Origin of the sequence: Dysgonomonas sp. PF1-14, from assembly GCF_029892965.1 — a bacterium.
Classification (GTDB): Bacteria; Bacteroidota; Bacteroidia; order Bacteroidales; family Dysgonomonadaceae; genus Dysgonomonas.
This window is the reverse complement of the sequence record NZ_JARXWN010000006.1, coordinates 27,837-49,261: the sequence shown is the minus strand read 5'-3', so window position 1 is coordinate 49,261 and position 21,425 is coordinate 27,837. Positions and strand designations below refer to the sequence as shown.

The following is a 21,425-nucleotide window of genomic DNA, read 5'->3' as shown; positions in this document are numbered from 1 at the left end:
AGTATATTGTTTTCATGATTGCCAGATGGCAAGAAAGAATTATCTGCCAGCCAGTTCGTCTTTCAATAGCCTTACAAGCATCTTGTCGTTCGTTTTTAAACCCCAATCATACAATTTCCGGCGCATATCGAGCAATGTGCTCTCATATTGCTTATCTACAGCCAGATTTTGCATCTCATACGGGTCATCTTTCAGATTTACCAGTTGCTCTTTATTTTTAAAATAGCGGTAAAGAGTATATTTAAAATCTTTGCCGACAACAGACCAGCCCCTGGTATCAATGCCATCGAGTAATGTTTCTACAAAAACTTGCGGATGATGTGTATTTGTCTTGCCATCCAACAACATACGCAGGCTTTTGCCATTCAGTCCATTATTTTCTCCAAGCCCTGCATAGTCGCATATTGTTTGGTATATATCCAGATTGATGCTTACCAGTGCTTCGTCGTTAACTACTCCTTTCGTCTTGCTGTCAGGTGCTTTTACAATAAAAGGAACACGTATTATTTCTTCCTGCAACACTCTTTTCTGATTTGCGCGGTGCGCCCCTACCCCATCTCCATGGTCGCTGACAAAGAGTATCAGGCTATTATCGTACAAATTATTTTTTTTCAGTTCATCAATCATCCTTACAATTTGCTTATCTACCCTTTCCACCAGCCGATAGTATGCATACAGGTAGCGACGCCAGTCGTCATCAGAGTACAAAGCGGTAGGATACGATTTTGGCACCCATTGGCGATGTAACGTTATTGCTTCGGGATAATATGCGGGAATAGTTGCATTGTAAGGTAGAGGAGGACACTCCGAAACATCAGGGACAAATAGCTTGCCATAATGCAATGCTTCGTCGCGGGCGAATTCGCATATCTCGTGAGGATTGAGGAAAGAGGCAACCAGAAAAAGCGGTTTTTCACGTTTCTTTTTCAAGTGAGGAATACAGCTATCTACTAATATGAGATCATTCATGTCGCATACTTTTTCAAAACCTGTCCCTTCTTCCGGAATATTTACTTTTTCGGGTGCATGCCATTTTCCGGCATACAGGCAATCGTATCCTGCACCCGAAACGGCATAACCTATACTATTCTGTATATGCCTGTCGGACAATTCGCCTCCATTGTCTTTCACCCCTATTTCTACCGGCATACGCCCTGTAATCAGGCTCGAACGCGATGGTCCGCTGAGAGGATAAGTAACGTATGAACGGGAAAAACGGATTCCATCCTGCGCCAGCCTATCCATGCCGGGAGTTTTTACATAAGGATTGCCGGCACAGCTCATAGCCGAAGCGGTTTGCTGGTCGGTTATAATCAGTATAATGTCAGGCTTATCCGGTTGCTTGTGAGATTGTGCCGGTACTTGTTGCGCCGGCACTATACCCAAACCTCCTATCAACAGGGAGGATGCAACGGTCAGGTTGCTTTTTTTCATAACGAATAGTTAAGATTATACTTCTTCTTACCTACTTCAACCTTTATTTTCAATCCTTTTTTGTTGAATTGTTTATTCTCGAATGTTGCCTGTATCTTTGGAGCCGATTGTTCGTCCTCAACAGGCATGATAACTGTAATGAAGCGGACAGGTGTATTGTCTTGCTTGTCGGTAGTGAAAGCAAATGCCTCACGTTTGGCTTTTTTGCGATAAGCGTAGGATACCCAGCCTTCTTCTTCAACCATATTTGTAGCCTGTGCAGGGAAGCATTGCAATAACACATTATTTTTGTCGTCGAACTGTGTAGCTGCCGACAGTTTGTCTTTCGTTACATTTACTTTTCCTTCACACATTTGATAATGAATGGCTACATTTCCTTTTGCATCGCCTATGGCTTCATCCACTATTACAAAGAATTTCTGATCGACAAAGAATACCGAGCGGCGGTGATCCAGTCCTTTATAGCTAGGATTTTCAAGAACCAGCTTATCCAGTTTCGGAGAGGTTTCCCACAATAGGCATTTAGTATCGGTGCTGTCGAGGTTTGCATTATCCAGCGTCAGTGTTTTGTGTACCATTGTCTGACGGAACCAGTTGCGCTCTGCCAATACATCTTTGTCGCCACCATATACATAGCTTCCGGCATCGGGGAAGAAATTACGCCCGTTGATATATAATTCGAATGTTCCATTGTCAGGCTGATTGTGCCAGAATGCAGGAGGCCCCGCTTTCAGTGTCATCTGGGTAGCATCGGTTTCCCATCCGTTACGGAATACAAAGAAGCCCGATGGTTTGAATGCAATTGACAGATTATCGGGAGGTGTTCCTTTCTTGTGTTCGTTCCTCATATATCTTATAGCCTCATTGCGCGGAAATAGTTTTGCCCATGACCTGTAATTGCCAAGCATCGACCTTTTGTTGTCCAGTTTTGCATCGCTGAACATCGGGTTTGTATAATCGGGGAAGAATGTATTAACAACAATCATTATCATTTTCTCCACCGTATCGAAATAAGAGGCCGGTAATTCATCTCTGAATCCGTTAGCATCGGCTATACTGATAGCTTTAGCGAAAATATTGATAGCCGCCAGGTGATAATGCGGGTCTAGTTCATATTGCATGCCATCTTCATAAACCTGCACCTTTATTTCGCGGTTGAGAATGCTTATACCGCTTTTTCTCCATGCAGAAGCATTCTTAAATTCAGGAAAAAGTACACCTGCATACAGTTCGCGCTGTGCTTCGAACAGCAAGTGGTTTCCCTGCTTCGAATAGTTTTTGAGAATATGCTCGGCATGTTTGCTGTAATTGACAAGGAACTGAGATAAAAATTCGGGTGTGAAGTTAGGCGAATTGAGGAACAGTAAGAACTGAATTGTCTGATCCTGCAAACGGTGGCTTACTTCGAGCGGACGCCATGCGAAACGCACATTATCTATAAGATCTACGTTTGCATCGGGGTCTTCATTATTGTATTTTTTTAGTATCAACGGATTTTTCTTTATCCAGTCCATATACTGATGCATCCATTCTTTGGCATATTTTTCGTCTTTGGTCAGGAAATAAGCTTTCCCCATTGGTTGCCACCATTTGGTGCGGTGCAATTGCCAACGCAGTTCGTTGTCTTTTACGGGCCAGTATTGCCAATCAATATCGTTTCCATAATGGAAAGACGGCTGATAGCCTTTGTGTACAAAAAAGACATGCTTGAGCCCATCATCAGCCCATTTCTGTTCTTCCTTCGATATTTTCACATTATTCAGGTCTATATCCGGATGATTGATCCCTTCGCGTTTGCGATAATATTCGAGAAGAGCCGTAACTGCTTCTTTATCTTTTCCCGCAGCATGCAATTCTTTTACTTTGCTTAAGCCTTCGTAGTTAAGATTTATAACATTGAATACTTCTGTGTTCAACTCCTGCCCTTTTACCATGAAAGTAACCAAAAGTAAGGAGATTGTGAAAATGAGTTTTTTCATATAGTATGTTATTAGATATTGATTGTTCTGAAATGGATATGATCCGCCCAGAAATGGTATTAGTTTATACTGCAATATTATGCAATATATACAAGAAAGGCTTTCAGTTATGTCCTACAATATTGAAATATAGCGTCAGCGAATATCAATTTTATTTCGAAAAAGATTAAAATTGTCTACTCATCCATTCTTTTTTACATATTCGGTAGGTAATATCCCGAAATATTTTTTGAAACTGGTAGTAAAATATGAAGGTGTGTTGAAGCCTACCATCGTGCTGATTTCGGCTATCGAATACCGTCCGTCTTTGAGTAGGTTAGAAGCATGGCTGAACCTTATCTTCTTTATAAACTCGATGGTCGACTCGCCTGTTATCGCTTTCATCTTAAGATGGAGGTTGGAGCGGCTCATCGCCATCTCGCTGCAAAAATCGTCGATGGAAAAATCAATATTATCGAGATTCTGCTCTACGATGGATTTGGCTTTTTCCAGAAATTCTTTGTCCATCTCATTGAAAGTAACTTTTTGCGGATCAACATCAAGCGTGTTAGAATAATGTTCGAGCGTGCGCATACGGGCCTTGAGCATATTATGTACTTTCATTTTCAATATAGAAACATTGAATGGCTTATACACATAGTCGTCGGCACCTACCGACAGGCCTTCCATCTGGTCTTGCTGATTGGTTTTAGCTGTAAGCATAATAACCGGGATATGGCTGGTGCGTATATTCTGTTTAATAGTTTTACATACTTTCAATCCATCTATGCCCGGCAACATGATATCGGTGATAACTAAATCTATCTTTTTTTCTTTCACTAGGCTTAATCCTTCCTCTCCATCCGGCGCTGTCAGTACGTTTGCCGATTGGCGAAGATTGTCTGCGAGATAGCTCCTTACATCCATGTCATCTTCTATAATCAGTAGGAAAGGCTTATTTTCGCCTATATCCTCTACCGGATCATCACTATGCCCATTCTCTTTCAGCAGACGAACAACATCGACTTCGTCATGAGCTGTGATCCTATGTGAGATTCCTTCATTATTGATGTCAGCAAGTTCCTGTTCGGTATATACTTCTTTTCGTTGAGGCAGGAAAACAGTAAACTCTGAACTTTTTTTCGGTTCACTCTGAACCGTAATCTGTCCGTGATGCAGGTCTACAAGGCGTTTTACCAATGAAAGCCCTATACCTGTGCCAATGTTATCGGAATTTATCTGATAGAATCTTTCGAATATGCGTTCCTTATATTCTGACGATATTCCTATACCTGAATCTTTGACTGATATAACAAAATTACCTTCAACAAATTTCAGACTGATAATGATAGACCCATGTTCGGGAGTGAACTTAAATGCATTGGATAAAAGATTAGACAAAATTAAGTCGAGATAGTGAGGGTCGTAAATCACCATTTTATTATTCAGTTCATCCTCCAGAATAAAGTCTATATCTTTTTGCTTCGACAAGCGTTCAAACAAGCTCATTGTATTTTCTATCTGCGGCAATGGGTTTTGCTCTACAACTTTCAGTTCGAATACCCCTAATTCGGCACGCCGGTAATCCATCAGTTGATTTATAAGATACAGTAGCTTATTAGAATTACGCTCTATTATTTTAGCTTGGTTGAGTATTCGCTTATCATTGGTCATGCTCTGTATTTCCTGTAAAGGGGATACTATCAGAGTAAGAGGAGTGCGAAATTCGTGTGAGATATTGATAAAGAAGCGCAACTTCATCTGGTTTACTTCGTCCATTTTCTCCTTCTCCAGACGCTCAAGTGCAAGTTGATTTTTAAGCCGCTGACGATTGTATAAGAATTTGAATAACAGAAACAGCAGTGTAAATGTTATTGCGATGAATAATATCCGGGCCCATACTGTTTCCCACCAATAAGGCAGGATCTTTATCGAGAGAACAGTAGGTTCTTCGTTCCATTTCCCATCACTGTTGGCCGCTTTTACATAAAAAGTGTATTTACCATGTTTGAGGTTGGAATAGGATATGGTTCGCTTGTCTTCAGTGTAATTCCAATCGTTCTCAAAGCCTTCGAGTTTGTATGCAAACGTATTATGCTGTGCTGATAAAAAATTGGGCACAGTAAATAATAGCCCGATTGATGTTTGCCCCGGTTTCAATGTTATACTTTTAGTTTCACTTATGTCTTCCGATAATATTCCTGTATTATCGCCGGGAATGACAGCTCTGTTGAACAATAATAATTGGGTAATCATGGCGGAAGGAGTAAACGGGTTGTCGGTCAGTTGCTCAGGGAAGAAAGATGTGATACCATTGATTCCCCCAAAAAACATTTGACCTGAAGACGTTTTACAATATGCATAGCTGTTAAATTGTTCGCCCTGAAGTCCATCCAAAAGTGAATACGTTCTTATCTCCTCATTTTTGGGGTTGTAGCAAGCCAGTCCGCGGTTGGTACTAATCCAGAGGCGATCGAAACTGTCTTGCAGAATACCATATATATTGTTGTTGGGCAATCCATCTGCCGTAGTTATGGTTTTGAAGGTTTTCTGGGTTTCGTTGAATGAGCACAGCCCAACATTTGTCCCTATCCATATTTTATTCTGCCTGTCTTCAAATATACAATAGATCCGGCTTTTAGCCAACATATGATCTTCTGCCCCTAGCACGTATTCTTCTATTTCTTTGGTAAGAAAAGAATAAGTATAGACTCCACTTTCGGTTCCAATCCACATTTGCTGCCGGCTATCAAGGAAAAGCACGTATATATGCTTCTTTTTTATCTTGCTTAGGTACTGATTCGCTTTTGAGCCTTCCGACACGAAGGATGAAAATGGAGTGAACGAATCTTTCTCAGGATTATAGATAACAGGACCATTTAATGTTCCCACCCAGATATTGCCATGCGAATCTTTGGAAAAAGAATATATATTGTCGTTACCTAAGTCGCTATTCCGATCTGTATAGTTTTTTATACTGTTTGTCTTTTTATTTAACCTGCCCAAACCTCCTCCATGAGAACCTATATATACATAATTTCCGTCCACTAAAACGGCTTTTATATTATTGGACAATATGGCATTCCCACCGTTGGGATTAGCCGTATAATATGTAAATCGCTTCGTATTCTGGTTGTACAGATTCAATCCGTTATCGTTAGTCCCAATCCACAGTTCTGAAAGATTATCTTCTACAATGCAACTGACAACATTGTCGCTCAATGAGTTGATATAGGGAATATGATTAATCCTGTCAAATTGGTTCTGCAACGGGTGATAATAATTTAAGCCTCCATAGAAAGTACCCAGCCACATAGCACCCTGATTGTCGAGATACAATGAACGAACAGAATTCTGGTTGATTGATTTTCTCTCTACTTCGTTGCTATAATAACGGCTGAAAGAGTCGTCTGCTTCATCGTAAATATTAAGTCCCGTAAATGTTCCTATCCACATCCGTTGCTGATCGTCCAAGCAAAGGCTTCTGACAAAATCGGATGAAATACTCTTATCATCATTCTTATTGTGCCTGTAATCTTTGATTTTACCATCTTCGGTTATGTAATAGAGCCCATGACCTTCGGTGGCAACCCAGATTCCTTTTCGTGCTATACAGATATCCATTATATTTTTACCAGACAGTTCATCTTTGAAAGGGACTATGCTTTCATCTTTCAGGCTCATCATATACATACCGTTATTGGTACCGATGAGCAGCAAATCATTGTATTTCGTCAATGTTTGAAAATTATCGCACAATTCTCCTTTGGCAGACAAAGTACGGTAGGTATTTTGTTCGGTATTGAAAGACAAAAACCCTTCAGAAGTAGCCAGATACAAACAGGAATCGGATACTTGTATTATACTGTTTACCTGAGCGTTATAGGGATAGCTGTGAAACAAGTCTTTTTTGTTGTCATATAAGGCAATTCCTGCATTTGTACCTACCCACAGTTGTCTTTTATTGTCGAGGAACAGGCTTCGGATAAGGTCGGATTGAATTGAGCTTTTATTATTACCTTCGTGCCTGTATACAGTAAATGTATAACCATCGTACTTATTTAGCCCGTCGGCAGTTGCTACCCACAAGAAACCCTTATTATCCTGAATGATATCGAAAACTGTACTTTGCGATAAGCCATTCTCTATAGACAATGAAGAGAATTTTATAGATGGAATCCTTTTATTGGCAAATATAGGAGTTAATAGATAAACCCATAATACAAGAAAAATATACAGGTACTTTTTTATCATAGTGGTCACATATTTACTTTCAATATAAAAATAAGCAATAGCAACGAAAAAGCAGTACTTTATACTATTTTAATTCTTCTTCGCTATATCCTGCCAGATTGTAGCATACAGGGGTGGTACTGTTGCCCACGCGGTATATCCCGAACTTGAAGTAATAACCATCGTCATCGTTCCGCCCTATCAGTATTGTTTCATTCTTTACTATATGTTTAGATATCGGCTTGTTGCCTTTGCCATACGACATTTTTACATCCAGTTTACCTGGTTTCATTATTTCTTCCGATTCTCCTCCATATTCTGTCCATTTCACATCGATAGTAAAAGTAATCCAGCAGTCTTTCGGAAACTCATCGAAAGAAGATTTGTACGCTATTGTAGATGCTTTGTAATCGGATGTAACGGACTGCATTATACCTACTTTTTCCACATCGGCATTACAACGGTCTGCTTTGTCGGTTAACCATTTCCTGTCAGAATTGGCTTTGATGTAAAAATAACCTTTTGCAAAGCCAAAAGCCAAAGGGGGATAGCCGCCCTGCTCTACTAGCCAGCCATTCGCTTTTCCTGCCTTGTAGGTTATATTTCCTTTTTTGTCAGTTACTTTTATCTTATCATGTGCAATGTTCTTCTTGAATATCATGCGGTCATACAAATCGGCAAATTCTGCATCGGTAAGTTTCTTTACAATTCCCTCGGGAGTGGAAACAAGTGTCCGGTCGGGCATGCCATGCCACTGAGCAAAAATGGTTGTAACATCGCTACGCAGTGTTGAGGGAATATAGACAGAGAATGTATATTTCCGGGAACTTCCTTGTTTGCTGATTCCTTTTCCATAATGATATACGGTTTTCATCTTCTGCGCATTCAGGTATGTTTCGGATGGCAAGCCTGCAAAATCTTTCGATGTGGCATAGCAGTAAGACAGTTCGGCTCTTCCTTTCGTTTCGCCGGCACTATACCCCGATAAGGTATTATCATCTTCTTTCAGTTCAAAGCGAAAGGATGGTTTACCATCGAATAGCAGAGAATGATCGTAGCAAATGGCGTGTTTCTTCTTTGTTCCCACAGCTACCCACTCGTCATCGATGATCTGACTAATGCGGGCTGTATCAACCTGTACGTTTACCCTTTCGGTAATTGGTTTTAAGTTGCTGTCCTGAGCTTGCACCTGTTGGAATAAGAAAGCTAAAGCAATGAATGTTAATATTTTGTGCATAGTAATATTCCGGTATTTAATTTAAGAATAAAGATACTGATAATCTTCTTTTTTATAATAGCAAAATCGTATATACCGAAATTGTATTAGAGTCTGTTTAAATTTTACCAAAATATTTACTACAGATTCTTTTTCATTCATTTTTAGGCTCTTTTGGTTTAATTTATCCCTTTTATCGGCTTAAATAGCCCGCTATTATCACCTCAAAAAAGAATAAATTATTCCCAAAATGGCTCTAAAAATCTGAATGAATAAAATTTAAACAGACTCTTAAAGATTCCTGACATATACGATTTGTAATTTAAATTTTTCGGGGTGAACCACATAAATCCACCCCTACATATTACTTACAAGTCTTTATACTTGACATTCTTAATATCCATATACCTGCTAAGCCCTTCGAGGAAGTAATAGTCCGCATAATTGAGAGGGACGTCTATTTCCGAACCGTTAGGAAGCGAGCCTGTAGAGTGTTTCAAGATAAACCCTTGATTGGTGCCAACAGCAGACAGATATGTTTCGCCAGACAGATTTCGGAGTATTTTCTCTGCATAGTCGAAATATTTGCTGCCATCTTCTACCATTGTGCTCAGCTCGATGAATGCTGCCGCGGTAATAGATGCTGCCGAAGCATCGCGAGGCGTTTCTTCTGCATCGGGAGCATCATAGTCCCACAACGGGATGAGGTCGGCAGTCTTAACGCTTTTCATAATGTAATCAGCAATGTTAACAGCCTGCTTGAGATATGTAGTATCTTTGGTTTCCCTGTAGCAAGAGACATAACCATAGACTGCCCAAGCTTGTCCGCGAGACCATCGTGATTCATCATTCTTACCCTGATGTGTTTGCTTACGCTCGACAGTGCCGTCGCCATTATAGCTAATCACATGGTAAGACGAATAATCGGGACGGAAATGGTGGGCGATAGTCTTATTTGCATGAGCGATTGCCACTTCTTTGTATTTGTTATCACCGGTTAGTTTAGATGCATTGAAAAGGAGGTCGAGATTCATCATATTATCAATGATGACAGGGAAATTCCATGTGCCGAAATCCCATGAACGGATTGCACCTATTGTCGGGTCAAACCGCGAAACCAGATTGTCGGCAGTTCTTACAATGACCGCCTCGATTGTATCATTTGGCGAGAATAGCTCGGCATTTCCATAGCTGCAATTAATCATGAACCCAAGATCGTGTGTATCTGTATAAAAGCTGACCGGATAGAGCAGATTGGTAAATTTAGAAGCCTGTCCTTTCATATGGTCGTTACCTGTTATATGGTATGCATACCACAAGCTCCCGGGAAAGAATCCGCTTGTCCAATCATAAACAGAGGTAAGCCTGCGTTTTCCCAACTTGTCATTACTCGGGTTGACACGTAACGAGTCTTTAAATATGGTAAAGTCTTTCTCCATTTGCCTGCAAAGGAAAGCCGAGTCGTACCCCATCCATATTGAACGAGGCATTTTTGCCGAATCTGCTATTTCTACGGATGTCATTTCCAGCTGTGCAATGGATATGTCTATGCTGTTTTTCAACCAACTACAATCATCTTTTGGCTTATTACTGCATGAAATCATCACAGCCAGCAGGCAGATACACATAGTCAGGTTTAATTTCGAATAAATCATCTTTCTATATTTTTATCATTAATAATACTACCAGAGAGGATTCTGTTTGAATTGGCTCATTATATCCATATCACGCTGAGGAATAGGGAACAGCTCGTGCTTACCCTTTGTAGTATATCCCGGTGTTGCTACAACATAGTTAGGAGCAGTGCCTCCTGTCCACCACTCGCCCAGACGTAGAGCCGTAGCTTTCACTGTTTCGTAATAGATGCCCCAGCGTATCAGGTCGAGTCTTCTATGTCCTTCAAATGCCAGTTCGAATGCACGTTCCTTACGTACAGCTTCGCAGAATCCGCTTTCATCCAGTCCATCCGGCAAATCGGAAACACTGCTGGCAACATCTACAGGCAACCCATATCCGCGACGGCGAACCATGTTTATAGCATCATATGCTTCGGCAGTAGGTCCTTTCTTCCATTCGTTCACAGCTTCTGCGTATAGTAACAGCACATCCGAATAGCGGAGAACATACCAGTTTACATTCGACTTATCATTATTAATCAGTTTATTGCTTTGAGAGCCATATTTCTCAATATCCCACTTAGCCGGAGTATAGTTTTGCTTCTCTTTTTGCTTTTTTGTAGGATCGGCATCACTTATCTCTGCTTGTTCAGGCGTATCGCTTGCCCCTTGTGCATAGAGCTTCTTATCGTCGTTGTACTGGTAATTAGCAATAGAAATATCGCGCCGTAAGTCTTCCTGATATTCTCTCCAGTCGAGAACGAAAGTATGTACTACCTTTACGTTTCCGGCGCAGCTTCCCCTGACTCCTTCAACCATAGTTGTTTTCACTCCGTTCCATTTACCTATACGCCCTATCGGATCTGACGACCCTGCTGCTGCTGTTGGCGAATAAAATGATACCTCTATCAGACTTTCATCTGCATCCCATTCTCCCGATCCTGCATTTTTCCACAATTGTTCATAATCATTAAGTAGTTTGTGCTTACCGGATGTGATCAATATTTCTGCTGTTTTGGCGGCTTTTTCCCATTTAGATTCATCTTTGATAGGATATCCCGCCCAAGTAGCATATACTTTGGCTAATAATCCAAGGGCTGAGCCTTTGGAAAAACGATAACTGTTATTATTTCTTATAGATTTGTCTACAGCATACGGGAGGTTTTCGCTGGCAAATAATAAATCCTGTTCAATGAATTCGTACACCTTCACCGGGTCTTCTTGTACAAATGTAGACGGATGCTGGAATGACATTGCCGTATTGGTCATCAGGGCTATGTTCCCAAACCTGCGTACAAGTTCGAAATAATACAATGCGCGTAAGGCTCTGGCTTCAGCAATGTATATCTGAGCTAATGCCTGATCGTCTTCATCGTAACCCCCTTTTTTCGCCTCTACTCCTTCCAAGAAGTCGTTAGCGTTGTATATACCATTGTAAAGAGCAGACCATGTGCTTTGTACCTCTGCCTGATTGGCCGAAAACGAATTTGTAGGGATAATGCGGAAACGTTCATTACTGCTTCCTTCTACCTGTGCTATGTCGGTACCCAGATTGAACAAGATAGACAGGTAATATCCATACACACCATCAGGCACCATGCCTCGGTAAACACCTAATAATACTATTTCGGCTTCGGAGGCGTTGTTCATGTACTTATTTTTGTCTATTTCAGTCTTCGATTCCTCATCCAGAAAATCTGAGCATGCAGCACTAAGCATCAACATTGCCGGAATCAATATATAATATATTATCTTTTTCATTTTACTCTTCATTTTATTAAAATTGAACCTCTAAACCGAAAGTAAATACTCTGCTGGTAGGATACGCTCCCCAGTCGAGTCCGGGAGTCATAGGATTATTTCCTGCTGTGCTGACTTCAGGGTCGTATCCGCTATATCCTGATATGCAGAACAGGTTTTGTCCTGATACATAAGCACGTAGACGGGATATGAATGCTTTTTTTGTCCATTGGGTAGGGAAAGTATATCCTAGCGTAACATTTTTGAGGCGTAAGAACGAACCATCTTCTACATAGCGGGAATACACATCATTTTGTACATAACCCTTAGTAGACGGCACTTTATTGGATGCATTCGTCGGAGTCCATCTGTCGGCTACTTCTGCCAGCATATTAGTACGTCCGCTTTGTGTTTGGGTAGCATATAATCTGGTTGCATTATATACATCGTTGCCATAGTTGAATTGCAGCATAACACTCAGATCGATACCTTTATATTCGAAAGTATTTGTGATACCTCCATACCATTTAGGCATAGCATTACCGATAGCTGTACGGTCCTTAGTGGTAATAACTCCATCACCGTCCTGATCTTTATATTTGACTACACCCGGAGCTACATTCGTGTGACGAAGATTGTTGGTAATGCCATCTTTCAACACGAGTTGTCCGTCAGGTGTTGTATTGAAATCGGAGTATTGATATACACCGTCGAATTCGTAACCATATATCAGCCCCAAAGACGAACCAACAATAGCCATGTAATCATATTCGGTGAAGTTGCTGTCGAACCCGGAACGTGTGTACATAGCACCGACTCCCGACTGTAAGGCTCTCAGTTCATTGCGCATAAATGAAATATTGAAAGCTGTCGACCAAACGAAATTCTTATTGTCAATATTCCTGCTATTGATGCTTAGTTCAATACCCTTATTTCTTATCTTACCTATATTCTGGTATTGAGACGTAAAGCCTGTAACGTGAGCAAGCGACTGTGCCAGCAAAAGGTCTTTTGTGTCTTTGATAAAGAAATCGGATGTAATATTCAAGCGATTGTTAAATAGGCTCAGGTCGATACCTGCATTGATTGTAGAAGAACCCTCCCATTTCAAATCTTCGTTTTTCAACTGTTTAGGAGTGAGTACAGTCTGAGTGGTAGTCCCAACCCCATATTTATTAATCTGATACAGGTCTAGCGACAGATAGTTGGAAATACGGTCGTTGCCTACAACACCCCAGCCGACTCTTAATTTAAGGTTCGATATAGCCTTGATATCTTTCATGAACGCCTCTTCCGATACTCTCCATGCCGCAGAGAACGATGGAAAATATCCCCATTTGTGATTTTTAGAGAAAACGGTAGAACCATCGGCACGTATAGTTCCTGTAAACAGGTACCGATTGTCGTAAGAATAATTAGCACGGGCAAAGAAAGATAATAGTTTCTTATCGTATAAGTCGGTAGTAACACGGCTAGGAATAGCACCTATGCCAAGATTATCGTTACCGAGATTGTCAAATGGGAAGTCCATAGCTTGTCCTAACAGATATTCGTTGCTGTTGTATGAAAGCTCCTGCCCTAACATGACATCGTATTTGTGTTTTTTATTTATGGTTTGCTTCCATGTCAGATTATTGTAATTAGTCCATCTTACATTACGTCCCATCTGGGTTTGTCCATAAGGTTTTTTCCCATTACGAAATGCTTCCTTTGTGTTCAGTTTATAGAATACATCATTACGAGTATTTGTTGTATTATATGTTCCGGCAGTCCTGAAAGACAATCCTTTCACTATATCCCATGTAACGGACAGATTGGCCGACCATAGTTCGGCACGCCTGTCGTTTGTTGTATTCTGTGCCTGTAGAATAGGATTTACCTGTGCAAGGCTGGTACCATCCTCGAGCATTACGGGGTCGATAGCTGATGTGAGCAAAGTATAATCATCTATTTTAAGCCCTCCGGTAGGACGTGCGCTAAGTATTTGTGCAAGCATATTGAAGCGGCCGTTATCGGCTGTTGTACCGGTTCCTTTCCTATTGGTAAGAGCATAATTGATTGTCGCATCAAATCTTAAATTCTTCGTCAGCGTCTGGTTTATTTTAAACTTGGCTGAAGTTTTATCAAATCCACTGTTTGTGAAGATACCATTTTCGGTATATCTGTTGAAAGAAAAATTATATTTAGTGGTTTCAATACCTCCGTTTATTGTCACGTTATGATCTTGCGACCAGGTAGAGCGGAATGTTTCGTCCTGCCAGTTTATACCCTGCACTCCGACATAATCGTCCAGTGACTGATATATATGAGGATTGCCGTCATCATCTACACCTTCCTTATAATAAGTGTCGATATACTTGGTGTTGATATCGCCCTGTAACTTAACAAATTCGTAAGTGGAAAGCATATCTAGTTTCTTGTATATGTTGCGATAGCTGGCTGAACCATTGTAAGTAACTACCGGACGGCCTATCTTGCCCGATTTAGTGGTGACCAACACAACCCCATTGGCTGCACGCGCTCCATAGATGGCCGATGCAGAAGCGTCTTTCAGTATCTCTACCGATTCAATATCTGAATTGGCGAGATAGTCTAAACTGCTGACTTCGAATCCATCGACAATATAAAGAGGAGAAGCATCGCCGGTCAATGTGCCGACTCCACGTATATTGACATTAAAACCCGAGCCCGGAGTTCCGTCAAACTGAGAGATTTGCACCCCTGCTACCTGTCCGCCCAGTGCTCCCAACACCGAACTAGTCTTGTAGCCCTCGATGTTTTCGGAGCCAACCGATGCCACCGAACCGGTAAGGTCGCTACGTCTCATCGTTCCATAACCAACCACCACAACCTCGTCGAGCGAAGAGGTTTTAGGCTCCATCCTTATTACCAGTGAATTCTGGTTGGTTATTTTCAGACTTTGACTCACATAGCCCAAATAGCTGAACTGTAATGTTTCGCCTCTGGCAGCTTTGATGGAGAATTCTCCATTAGTATCGGCTGATACCCCTACTGTTTTGCCCACTACCGAAACCGTAGCCCCTATTAAAGGGCTATCGGTTTCGTCTACTATTTTTCCTTTTATTGTAAGTTGTTGTGCATACAGACCTACCGACATGATAAATGCTAGAATGGTCATTGTCCACTTACGAAGATTTGTTATTTTCATTGTATTATTTGTCATTTTTGTAGCTTATTAGAAGTTCTTGTCAAACCATAAAATAATCGGGAATACCTGACTTCCGCTTTGAGGATCTTTTCCATCTGTACCAAATGTGATTTGTCCGGTCATAGCGCCATTAGCAGGTTCTCCGTCTTGCACCCATTTGTTAGGGTTAACTACTATCTCACGGGTATTAGGGTCAACATAAGCTGCTGTTGTTTCCAGATTGGTAGAGTTGGCATAGTATGACATCGGGTTTCTTGAACCATAATTCAAATTGGTTTTTGTTATTTCGAAATATGTTTCCCAAACGCTTCCTGCAAAACTGCCGGCTGCCGGCACACCACTAACATGGGATCCGAAGAAATTGAAATAATTGAATGTTCTGCGATAATCCATTGTAAAATTAGCCATGTTGCTAACTCCTGTGACAGACGGGGCAACTGAACGTCCTCCCTTGGTTGGGTTTACCTGGAATACAAATGGGTTATATTCTATTCTTACATCTTTAACTAATATCGAGTAATCGACAAATACCGGCGTCTGAACAGAGAACTCTTCAGGTGTACCCTTTCCGGCTGTTGCTGTAACCATAATAATTCCACACTGCCTGTTTTTATTGGTAGCAAAAGTTATGATACCCGTACCCGAATTTATTGAAGAACCACTGGTCTGATGAAGATTGGTGAGTTCGTAGGACAAGCTTACTTTTGCATCTGACACAGGTTGGTCACTCGTTATCGATACGTTGTCTGTTATACGATATTGATTTGCAAAGTTTTTGGTAGGAGTCAAACCCAGATTGTTACCATAATGTACATAGGTGAAATAGTTAGGATTTTCTTTTACTACTAGTGTAAATGTAGCAATATCAGGTTGTTCGGGATCACTCTTCGGATTTGTAGCTTTCACCTTAATGGTATAGCTCCCTAATGGAATACTGTTTCCTTTGAGTGCACTAACTTTACCTTCATGGTCGAGGGATACTTTTCCTTGCAATGCAGTAGGGAGGTCAACAAATTCGAATCGTACTTCATCGCCTTTAAAGTCAGAAGACAAGCTTTGTTCGAATGCTACCGCCTGTACCGCTTCGATATTATCATACTTAAAGTTCTGGATAGGTTCGATGAATTCTACGACTTCGAGCTCAAAGGCTGTTTCGAAATCAATACCTTCTGTCGAATATATATTCTTCACATTGATGTCGATAATATATTTCGTACCGGCTTTAAGTCCGTGGCTTTCATTCACCGACAACACTCCGTTTTCGGCATTTATTAATATTTTATTTGTAGAAGGTGTTATATTCTTTATTGCGTAAGTTAAACCTTCTAATGACCCTTTGAATGTAGGAATATTACTAGTGAAAGTGGTTTTGCCACTTAGCGCTGTTTCTTCTTCTATCTTTCCGATAGCAGGAGTATAGATTAATTCCAAAGGACGGGAAGTGACATTGACTTCGATGGCATTTTCGAATATACCTTCGTCTTCACCATTTGCCCCTGTCGTAAGTTTCAGGGACAGGATATATATTCCCGGTACCAGAGTAGCATCTCCCCTCACTATGGATATTTCACCACTGGAAGATATAGCAAAATACTTGGAGAAATCACTCTTCGCGATCTCATATTTTTTGATAGAAACATGATTGCCGTCAGTAGTTACCTGTGCTGTAGGTAGTTCTACTGTACTGTTTACATCTATGACATCGGCATAGTCTACAGTCAGCTTATTTGGCTCTACGGTGATGCCATCAGGTACGGGTTTCATCATGTTGATTTCGATAATATCTGTAAATTCATACATTTTACCATTCGAATAACATCTTATCGAAAGCTTATAAAGCCCGACAGGCATTCCTCCTGTCTCGCTGATAGTTATAGCACCTTCGTCTTCATTTATTACAAAGCTGCTGCTTGAATATGATTCACCGTCGAGAGTAACTTTGAATATTTCAAAGCCAGAAGGTTTACCTCCAATATATGAAGGGGTACTGATTACTCCAGTCATGGAAGGACCTATATCCGTCATGCCTGTGTAGTAAAGTGCAAAATCTGTTTCGTCGGTAGTCTCAGTATCATCGCATGCCACAAAAAAGGCAAAAGATAATGCTATCGACAAAATGTGCAATAGTTTAGATTTAGAAATAATTAGGTTCATAGTATATATATTTAATATAACATGTTATAAATCACATTTAATATCGTATTTTTTACCATTGATTATAATTTCAGCAGCCACGCCATTTTCCTGATAAGTGCTGTTTTTGAAAATTGCGTCTATTTGTGTTGTAGCTGCATCGCTTACAGGATAAAGCACTGTAATATACCTGGCTGCTTGTCCGGCTTCTTTCGACATATTCACACAAAACGATTTCCGACCGGCTTCTATTCCCGGACTGTAAGATACTTTCCCGTCGAAAGGAGATGTAGATATCTGGTTGTTTGCAAATGTGCGGATAACCATATTATTACCATCGGAAAATGCTGTATGTGCGCCATTGAGATTGCTATCGATAACTACTTCATTGTCGTTGCCTTCGCACAAGTGATAATTGAGGTCTACCGAACCTGACGCTGTACCTATCCCTTCATCTATCAGCACAAAGAATTTTTTATCTACAAAAAACACATAACGTCTGTGTTTCAGATCGGTGTAGCCTTGATTTTCTACAGCAACAACTTCCGTTGTAGCATCGGCTGCAACTTTAAGGGTCTTGCCTGTTCCTTTGGTAATGTTAGCATTGTTGAGGGTCATCGTATTATGCACCTTTGTCTGGCGGTACCATTTCCGGTCATTATTGCTTCCTCCTTCGGTATAATAAGAGTAAACGCCGGTATCGGGGAAGAAATTCCTGCCGTTATGATATAGCTCGAAGGTTCCATTGTCGGGCTGGTTGTGGCTCCATATCTGTATTGCACCTTCCGCATAATTATTGCTGAGAACAAGCATTGTAGAGGCTTTATTCCATCCGTTTCTCAATACATGGTATCCCGATGTAGGGAACGATTTTGGTTTTGTATCGGGTTGTTCTCCCTGCTTGCCCACGCTCCCCATATACAGCAACTCCTGATTGTCAGGAAACATTTCATTATATCTGGCATAGTTTTTTCGCAGTACAGATCTTGTCCACGATTTCTGCCTTGTGTCATTAAATCCGGGCACACAATAGTCGCTTAACTTCGTGTCGAAATAATTAGGATATGTGAGGTGCATTACCACTTGGGCGGCTTTATGCAACGATTCGCTAATATTTATTATAGGCAGGTTATTTGTTATTGAACGATTTGCATCGGCAAGTTTCATTATTTCATAATAATCGGTTATTGCACTTATATGGTAACTGAGATCGAGTTCAAAGTGCATTCCATCGTCAAGAAACTGTGTGTCTACTTCGTCTGTCAGTATCTGAAATCCTTTGGTTGCCCATGTGGAGGCATTTTTGAATTCGGGGAAAAGAACCCCCGCAAAGGCTAAAGCATTGGCCTGCGATATAAGTATATTGCCTCCCGAATATGGATACTTCACTAAAAAATCGGCATGCTCTGCAAAATGAACCATAAATTCGGAAAACCATTCAGGTGTAAAATTTACAGAATTCTTATAATACTCAAACAATTGAGTTTGCCCTGTAAGCCGCTCAGCCACTTGCAACTGCCACCATGAGGTAGTATTTGTACCCGACTCGGGCATAGGATTGCTTTCCAACCAATCTTTATATATGCTAATCCACGAAAGAATGTATTTCTCGTCATTCGTCACCCTATATACTTTGGCCTGTGGTACAAGCCACTGATGTCTGTGCAATTGTTTCTGATACTCGTCGCTTGCTCCATCCGGTTTGAATTCCCAATTGATTTTGCCTTCATTGCTTAAAGAGTATGGTTTCTTTTCTCCGGCATTTTCATAGAAGTTGTTTACAAAGAAGCGGTTATCCTCCATTGCATAGTTAGCTTTCAGCTTATCATCTTCTGTAGCTGTAACATTGATGAGTGATATACTAGGGTTGGTAACATTGATCCGCAGCCTATAATAATCGAGTATCGCTTGTGCGGCATCATAGTATAATCCCGATTCATAAAATGCCTTAGCTTTGCCAAGCCCAGGGTAGTTGAGATCTATAACATCGAAGAGCTTGGTATCGATCGCATCATGTTGCTTCGACGAGGCTGAGCTCCCCTGATTCGTCTTGTTGAGGGTGTCATCAGGATCATCATTGCAACTTCCTAAAACAAATAAGAAAATAACGGATAAAATGTAAATAGAGTACTTCATAGCTTTCTGTAGTTAGATTTTAGGTATTGTAATGTCAAAGATACATTTCGGATTCGCAAGTGTGAGTTAAAATTATCCAGACTTATATTGATTTTACTTATTGAATGTCACTTTTATTGAATGTAATATCATTTTTATCTAAAATACCGGTTGAGGTGATTGAAAAGCACCGTATTAAGTGGTTTGGAAAGGATCTGATTATCCTATAAAAAGAAGGGTATCGAAAGAAATTTCCAGTCTCTTTATGTCATCCTCACCGGAAGGAAATACCTCTTTTGACAGAAGAGATGCTTCGCTAATGCTCAACATGATAGCAGAGATTAAGATTTATATAAGTGGGCGGCATATTGTAATTGACATACAATTCATAAGAGAAGGATTTTCAACAGTTATCTGCATATGAAGCAAAAAAAGCGTTAAATCAATGTTTTTAACGCTTTTGTTATACCTCTATTTTACTACTCTATATCTTCAACTTAACCCCCATCCTGCCAATCAAGGCAGTTATACCTACTGTTATAAGGGAGATAAACAAACACTTAAACAGGCCTAGAGGGCTTACCGATAAGAAATTGGGGAATCTAAACCCTGTCATATAAATAATTGTATATAAAAGATATGGAATGAGATAGCAGGTAAGCGTTGCTGTCCCGGCAGGCCCGATAATACTGAACCATGAAGACTTACCTTTTATATCGGTCAACCAATAAATAAATACATAAAACAAAAGTGTCAGCCCCGAACTATATAGCAACCATGGCGGTGTAGCCTGTATTTTCGATATAATCCAAATGTTATTCGACAACCAACCAAGTCCAACCATTACAAGCCCTGCTGCTGCAAGAATCATTAAACGTTGACTAAGGTGAAGGCCTAACTTATTGTGCAACAATAACAATGTAGTCAAAACACCCGTCATAGCAAAAGCATGGTGACAACCATTATCAGGTATCAGCCTATTGAACGGCCCCAGATAGTCGCTCGAACCAAGAGCAGTAAGGACAAGGAAGAAAAGATAAGCTACAATCAATGCCTTCACCGACTTCCTGTAATATAGGTAAATAACAGCACAGATGCCATATGCCCAGCCTATCAGCCCGAGAATACCCCACCATCCCTGTTGGAACGTATTTCCTTTGGGATCTCTATAAATATATATCAAAGTAAAGATCAGTATATAACCAACGACTTTCAATATCCTTTGCATTTGTCCGGCACCCGGTGTTTTAGCCTTGGGGTATAAGTTCCATACCAAAAAGAATCCCACAAGCGAGAGTATCATAAAGGCATGCCTGTTTATTATCAGATCTTCTGCCACACCCCTTCCGGCATTCAACAACACCAGTCCCATAACAATCAGGGCAAATGTACGCGAAGCAATACTCTCTAAAATATCCGCTTTCGATTCTCCTTTTTGTATCTTACTCTCTATAGCCAGAGGAATGGACATTCCCATAACGACAAGAAATGCAGGAAATACAAGGTCGGAAAACCCCAGAAAATCTTCTGTCATAGCTGCATGTTCCAACCAATGAGGTACGCCGGCTACCGAACCCAGATCGTTGACAAAGATCATTATCACCATCGTCAATGCTCTAAAGACATCTATCGATTGCACCCTCTTGGGTGTAAATGGTATATAATTCTGCATGGTATTAAAATATTTAAAGTTACTCGGTACAAATTCACATTAAGTGTATTAATCTAAAAAGGTAACAATTAACAATCACAGGAGCGAAGCGTATGTAAAAGTAACAGTTTTTACATATTTTCATCTTGTTACTTTATTC

The 21,425-nt window shown here is 40.5% G+C and carries 10 protein-coding genes; all 10 read right to left on the bottom strand.

All coding sequences use genetic code 11. From position 1 onward, the window contains the following. Positions 1 to 39: 39 nt before the first annotated feature. Positions 40 to 1,434 (bottom strand): sulfatase-like hydrolase/transferase, encoded by a 1,395-nt coding sequence (locus M2448_RS08925; RefSeq protein WP_280645811.1) that lies wholly within the window; start codon positions 1,432 to 1,434, stop codon positions 40 to 42. Continuing rightward, positions 1,431 to 3,413, bottom strand: a complete 1,983-nt coding sequence (gene hepC, locus M2448_RS08920) for a heparin-sulfate lyase HepC (protein WP_280645810.1) — start codon at positions 3,411 to 3,413, stop codon at positions 1,431 to 1,433. Before hepC (M2448_RS08920) ends, M2448_RS08925 begins: the two co-directional genes overlap by 4 nt. Positions 3,414 to 3,593: 180 nt before the next feature. Beyond that, positions 3,594 to 7,646 carry a hybrid sensor histidine kinase/response regulator transcription factor gene (locus M2448_RS08915; protein ID WP_280645809.1) on the bottom strand — a complete coding sequence of 1,351 codons (4,053 nt, stop codon included), beginning with the start codon at positions 7,644 to 7,646 and terminating at the stop codon, positions 3,594 to 3,596. 64 nt (positions 7,647 to 7,710) lie between these two features. Beyond that, entirely contained in the window at positions 7,711 to 8,862 is a 1,152-nt protein-coding gene (locus M2448_RS08910; protein WP_280645808.1) for a heparin lyase I family protein, read from the bottom strand. A gap of 347 nt (positions 8,863 to 9,209) precedes the next feature. After that, positions 9,210 to 10,469, bottom strand: coding sequence for a DUF4995 domain-containing protein (locus tag M2448_RS08905; protein WP_280645975.1), 1,260 nt, complete (start codon positions 10,467 to 10,469; stop codon positions 9,210 to 9,212). A 54-nt stretch (positions 10,470 to 10,523) separates the two neighbouring features. Then, on the bottom strand, positions 10,524 to 12,218 hold the full coding sequence (locus tag M2448_RS08900) for a RagB/SusD family nutrient uptake outer membrane protein (protein WP_280645807.1): 1,695 nt from the start codon (positions 12,216 to 12,218) through the stop codon (positions 10,524 to 10,526). 16 nt (positions 12,219 to 12,234) lie between these two features. Continuing rightward, on the bottom strand, positions 12,235 to 15,381 hold the full coding sequence (locus tag M2448_RS08895; protein WP_280697106.1) for a TonB-dependent receptor: 3,147 nt from the start codon (positions 15,379 to 15,381) through the stop codon (positions 12,235 to 12,237). 12 nt (positions 15,382 to 15,393) lie between these two features. Next, the gene (locus tag M2448_RS08890; protein WP_280645805.1) at positions 15,394 to 17,520 is read right to left on the bottom strand and encodes a surface glycan-binding family protein; all 2,127 of its coding nucleotides are present in this window, start codon (positions 17,518 to 17,520) and stop codon (positions 15,394 to 15,396) included. Positions 17,521 to 17,544: 24 nt separating this feature from the next. Beyond that, complete coding sequence (gene hepC, locus M2448_RS08885; protein WP_280645804.1) at positions 17,545 to 19,635, bottom strand: heparin-sulfate lyase HepC; 2,091 nt, start codon at positions 19,633 to 19,635, stop codon at positions 17,545 to 17,547. A gap of 463 nt (positions 19,636 to 20,098) precedes the next feature. Beyond that, positions 20,099 to 21,286 carry a DUF5009 domain-containing protein gene (locus M2448_RS08880; protein ID WP_280645803.1) on the bottom strand — a complete coding sequence of 396 codons (1,188 nt, stop codon included), beginning with the start codon at positions 21,284 to 21,286 and terminating at the stop codon, positions 20,099 to 20,101. Positions 21,287 to 21,425 lie beyond the last annotated feature (139 nt).

What these genes read in the sequence shown, in the direction of transcription:
- M2448_RS08925 (WP_280645811.1), bottom strand. Translation starts at nt 1,434, where the DNA reads ATGAAAAAAAGCAACCTGACCGTTGCATCCTCCCTGTTGATAGGAGGT.
- hepC (WP_280645810.1), bottom strand. Translation starts at nt 3,413, where the DNA reads ATGAAAAAACTCATTTTCACAATCTCCTTACTTTTGGTTACTTTCATG.
- M2448_RS08915 (WP_280645809.1), bottom strand. Translation starts at nt 7,646, where the DNA reads ATGATAAAAAAGTACCTGTATATTTTTCTTGTATTATGGGTTTATCTA.
- M2448_RS08910 (WP_280645808.1), bottom strand. Translation starts at nt 8,862, where the DNA reads ATGCACAAAATATTAACATTCATTGCTTTAGCTTTCTTATTCCAACAG.
- M2448_RS08905 (WP_280645975.1), bottom strand. Translation starts at nt 10,469, where the DNA reads ATGTGTATCTGCCTGCTGGCTGTGATGATTTCATGCAGTAATAAGCCA.
- M2448_RS08900 (WP_280645807.1), bottom strand. Translation starts at nt 12,218, where the DNA reads ATGAAAAAGATAATATATTATATATTGATTCCGGCAATGTTGATGCTT.
- M2448_RS08895 (WP_280697106.1), bottom strand. Translation starts at nt 15,381, where the DNA reads ATGACAAATAATACAATGAAAATAACAAATCTTCGTAAGTGGACAATG.
- M2448_RS08890 (WP_280645805.1), bottom strand. Translation starts at nt 17,520, where the DNA reads ATGAACCTAATTATTTCTAAATCTAAACTATTGCACATTTTGTCGATA.
- hepC (WP_280645804.1), bottom strand. Translation starts at nt 19,635, where the DNA reads ATGAAGTACTCTATTTACATTTTATCCGTTATTTTCTTATTTGTTTTA.
- M2448_RS08880 (WP_280645803.1), bottom strand. Translation starts at nt 21,286, where the DNA reads ATGCAGAATTATATACCATTTACACCCAAGAGGGTGCAATCGATAGAT.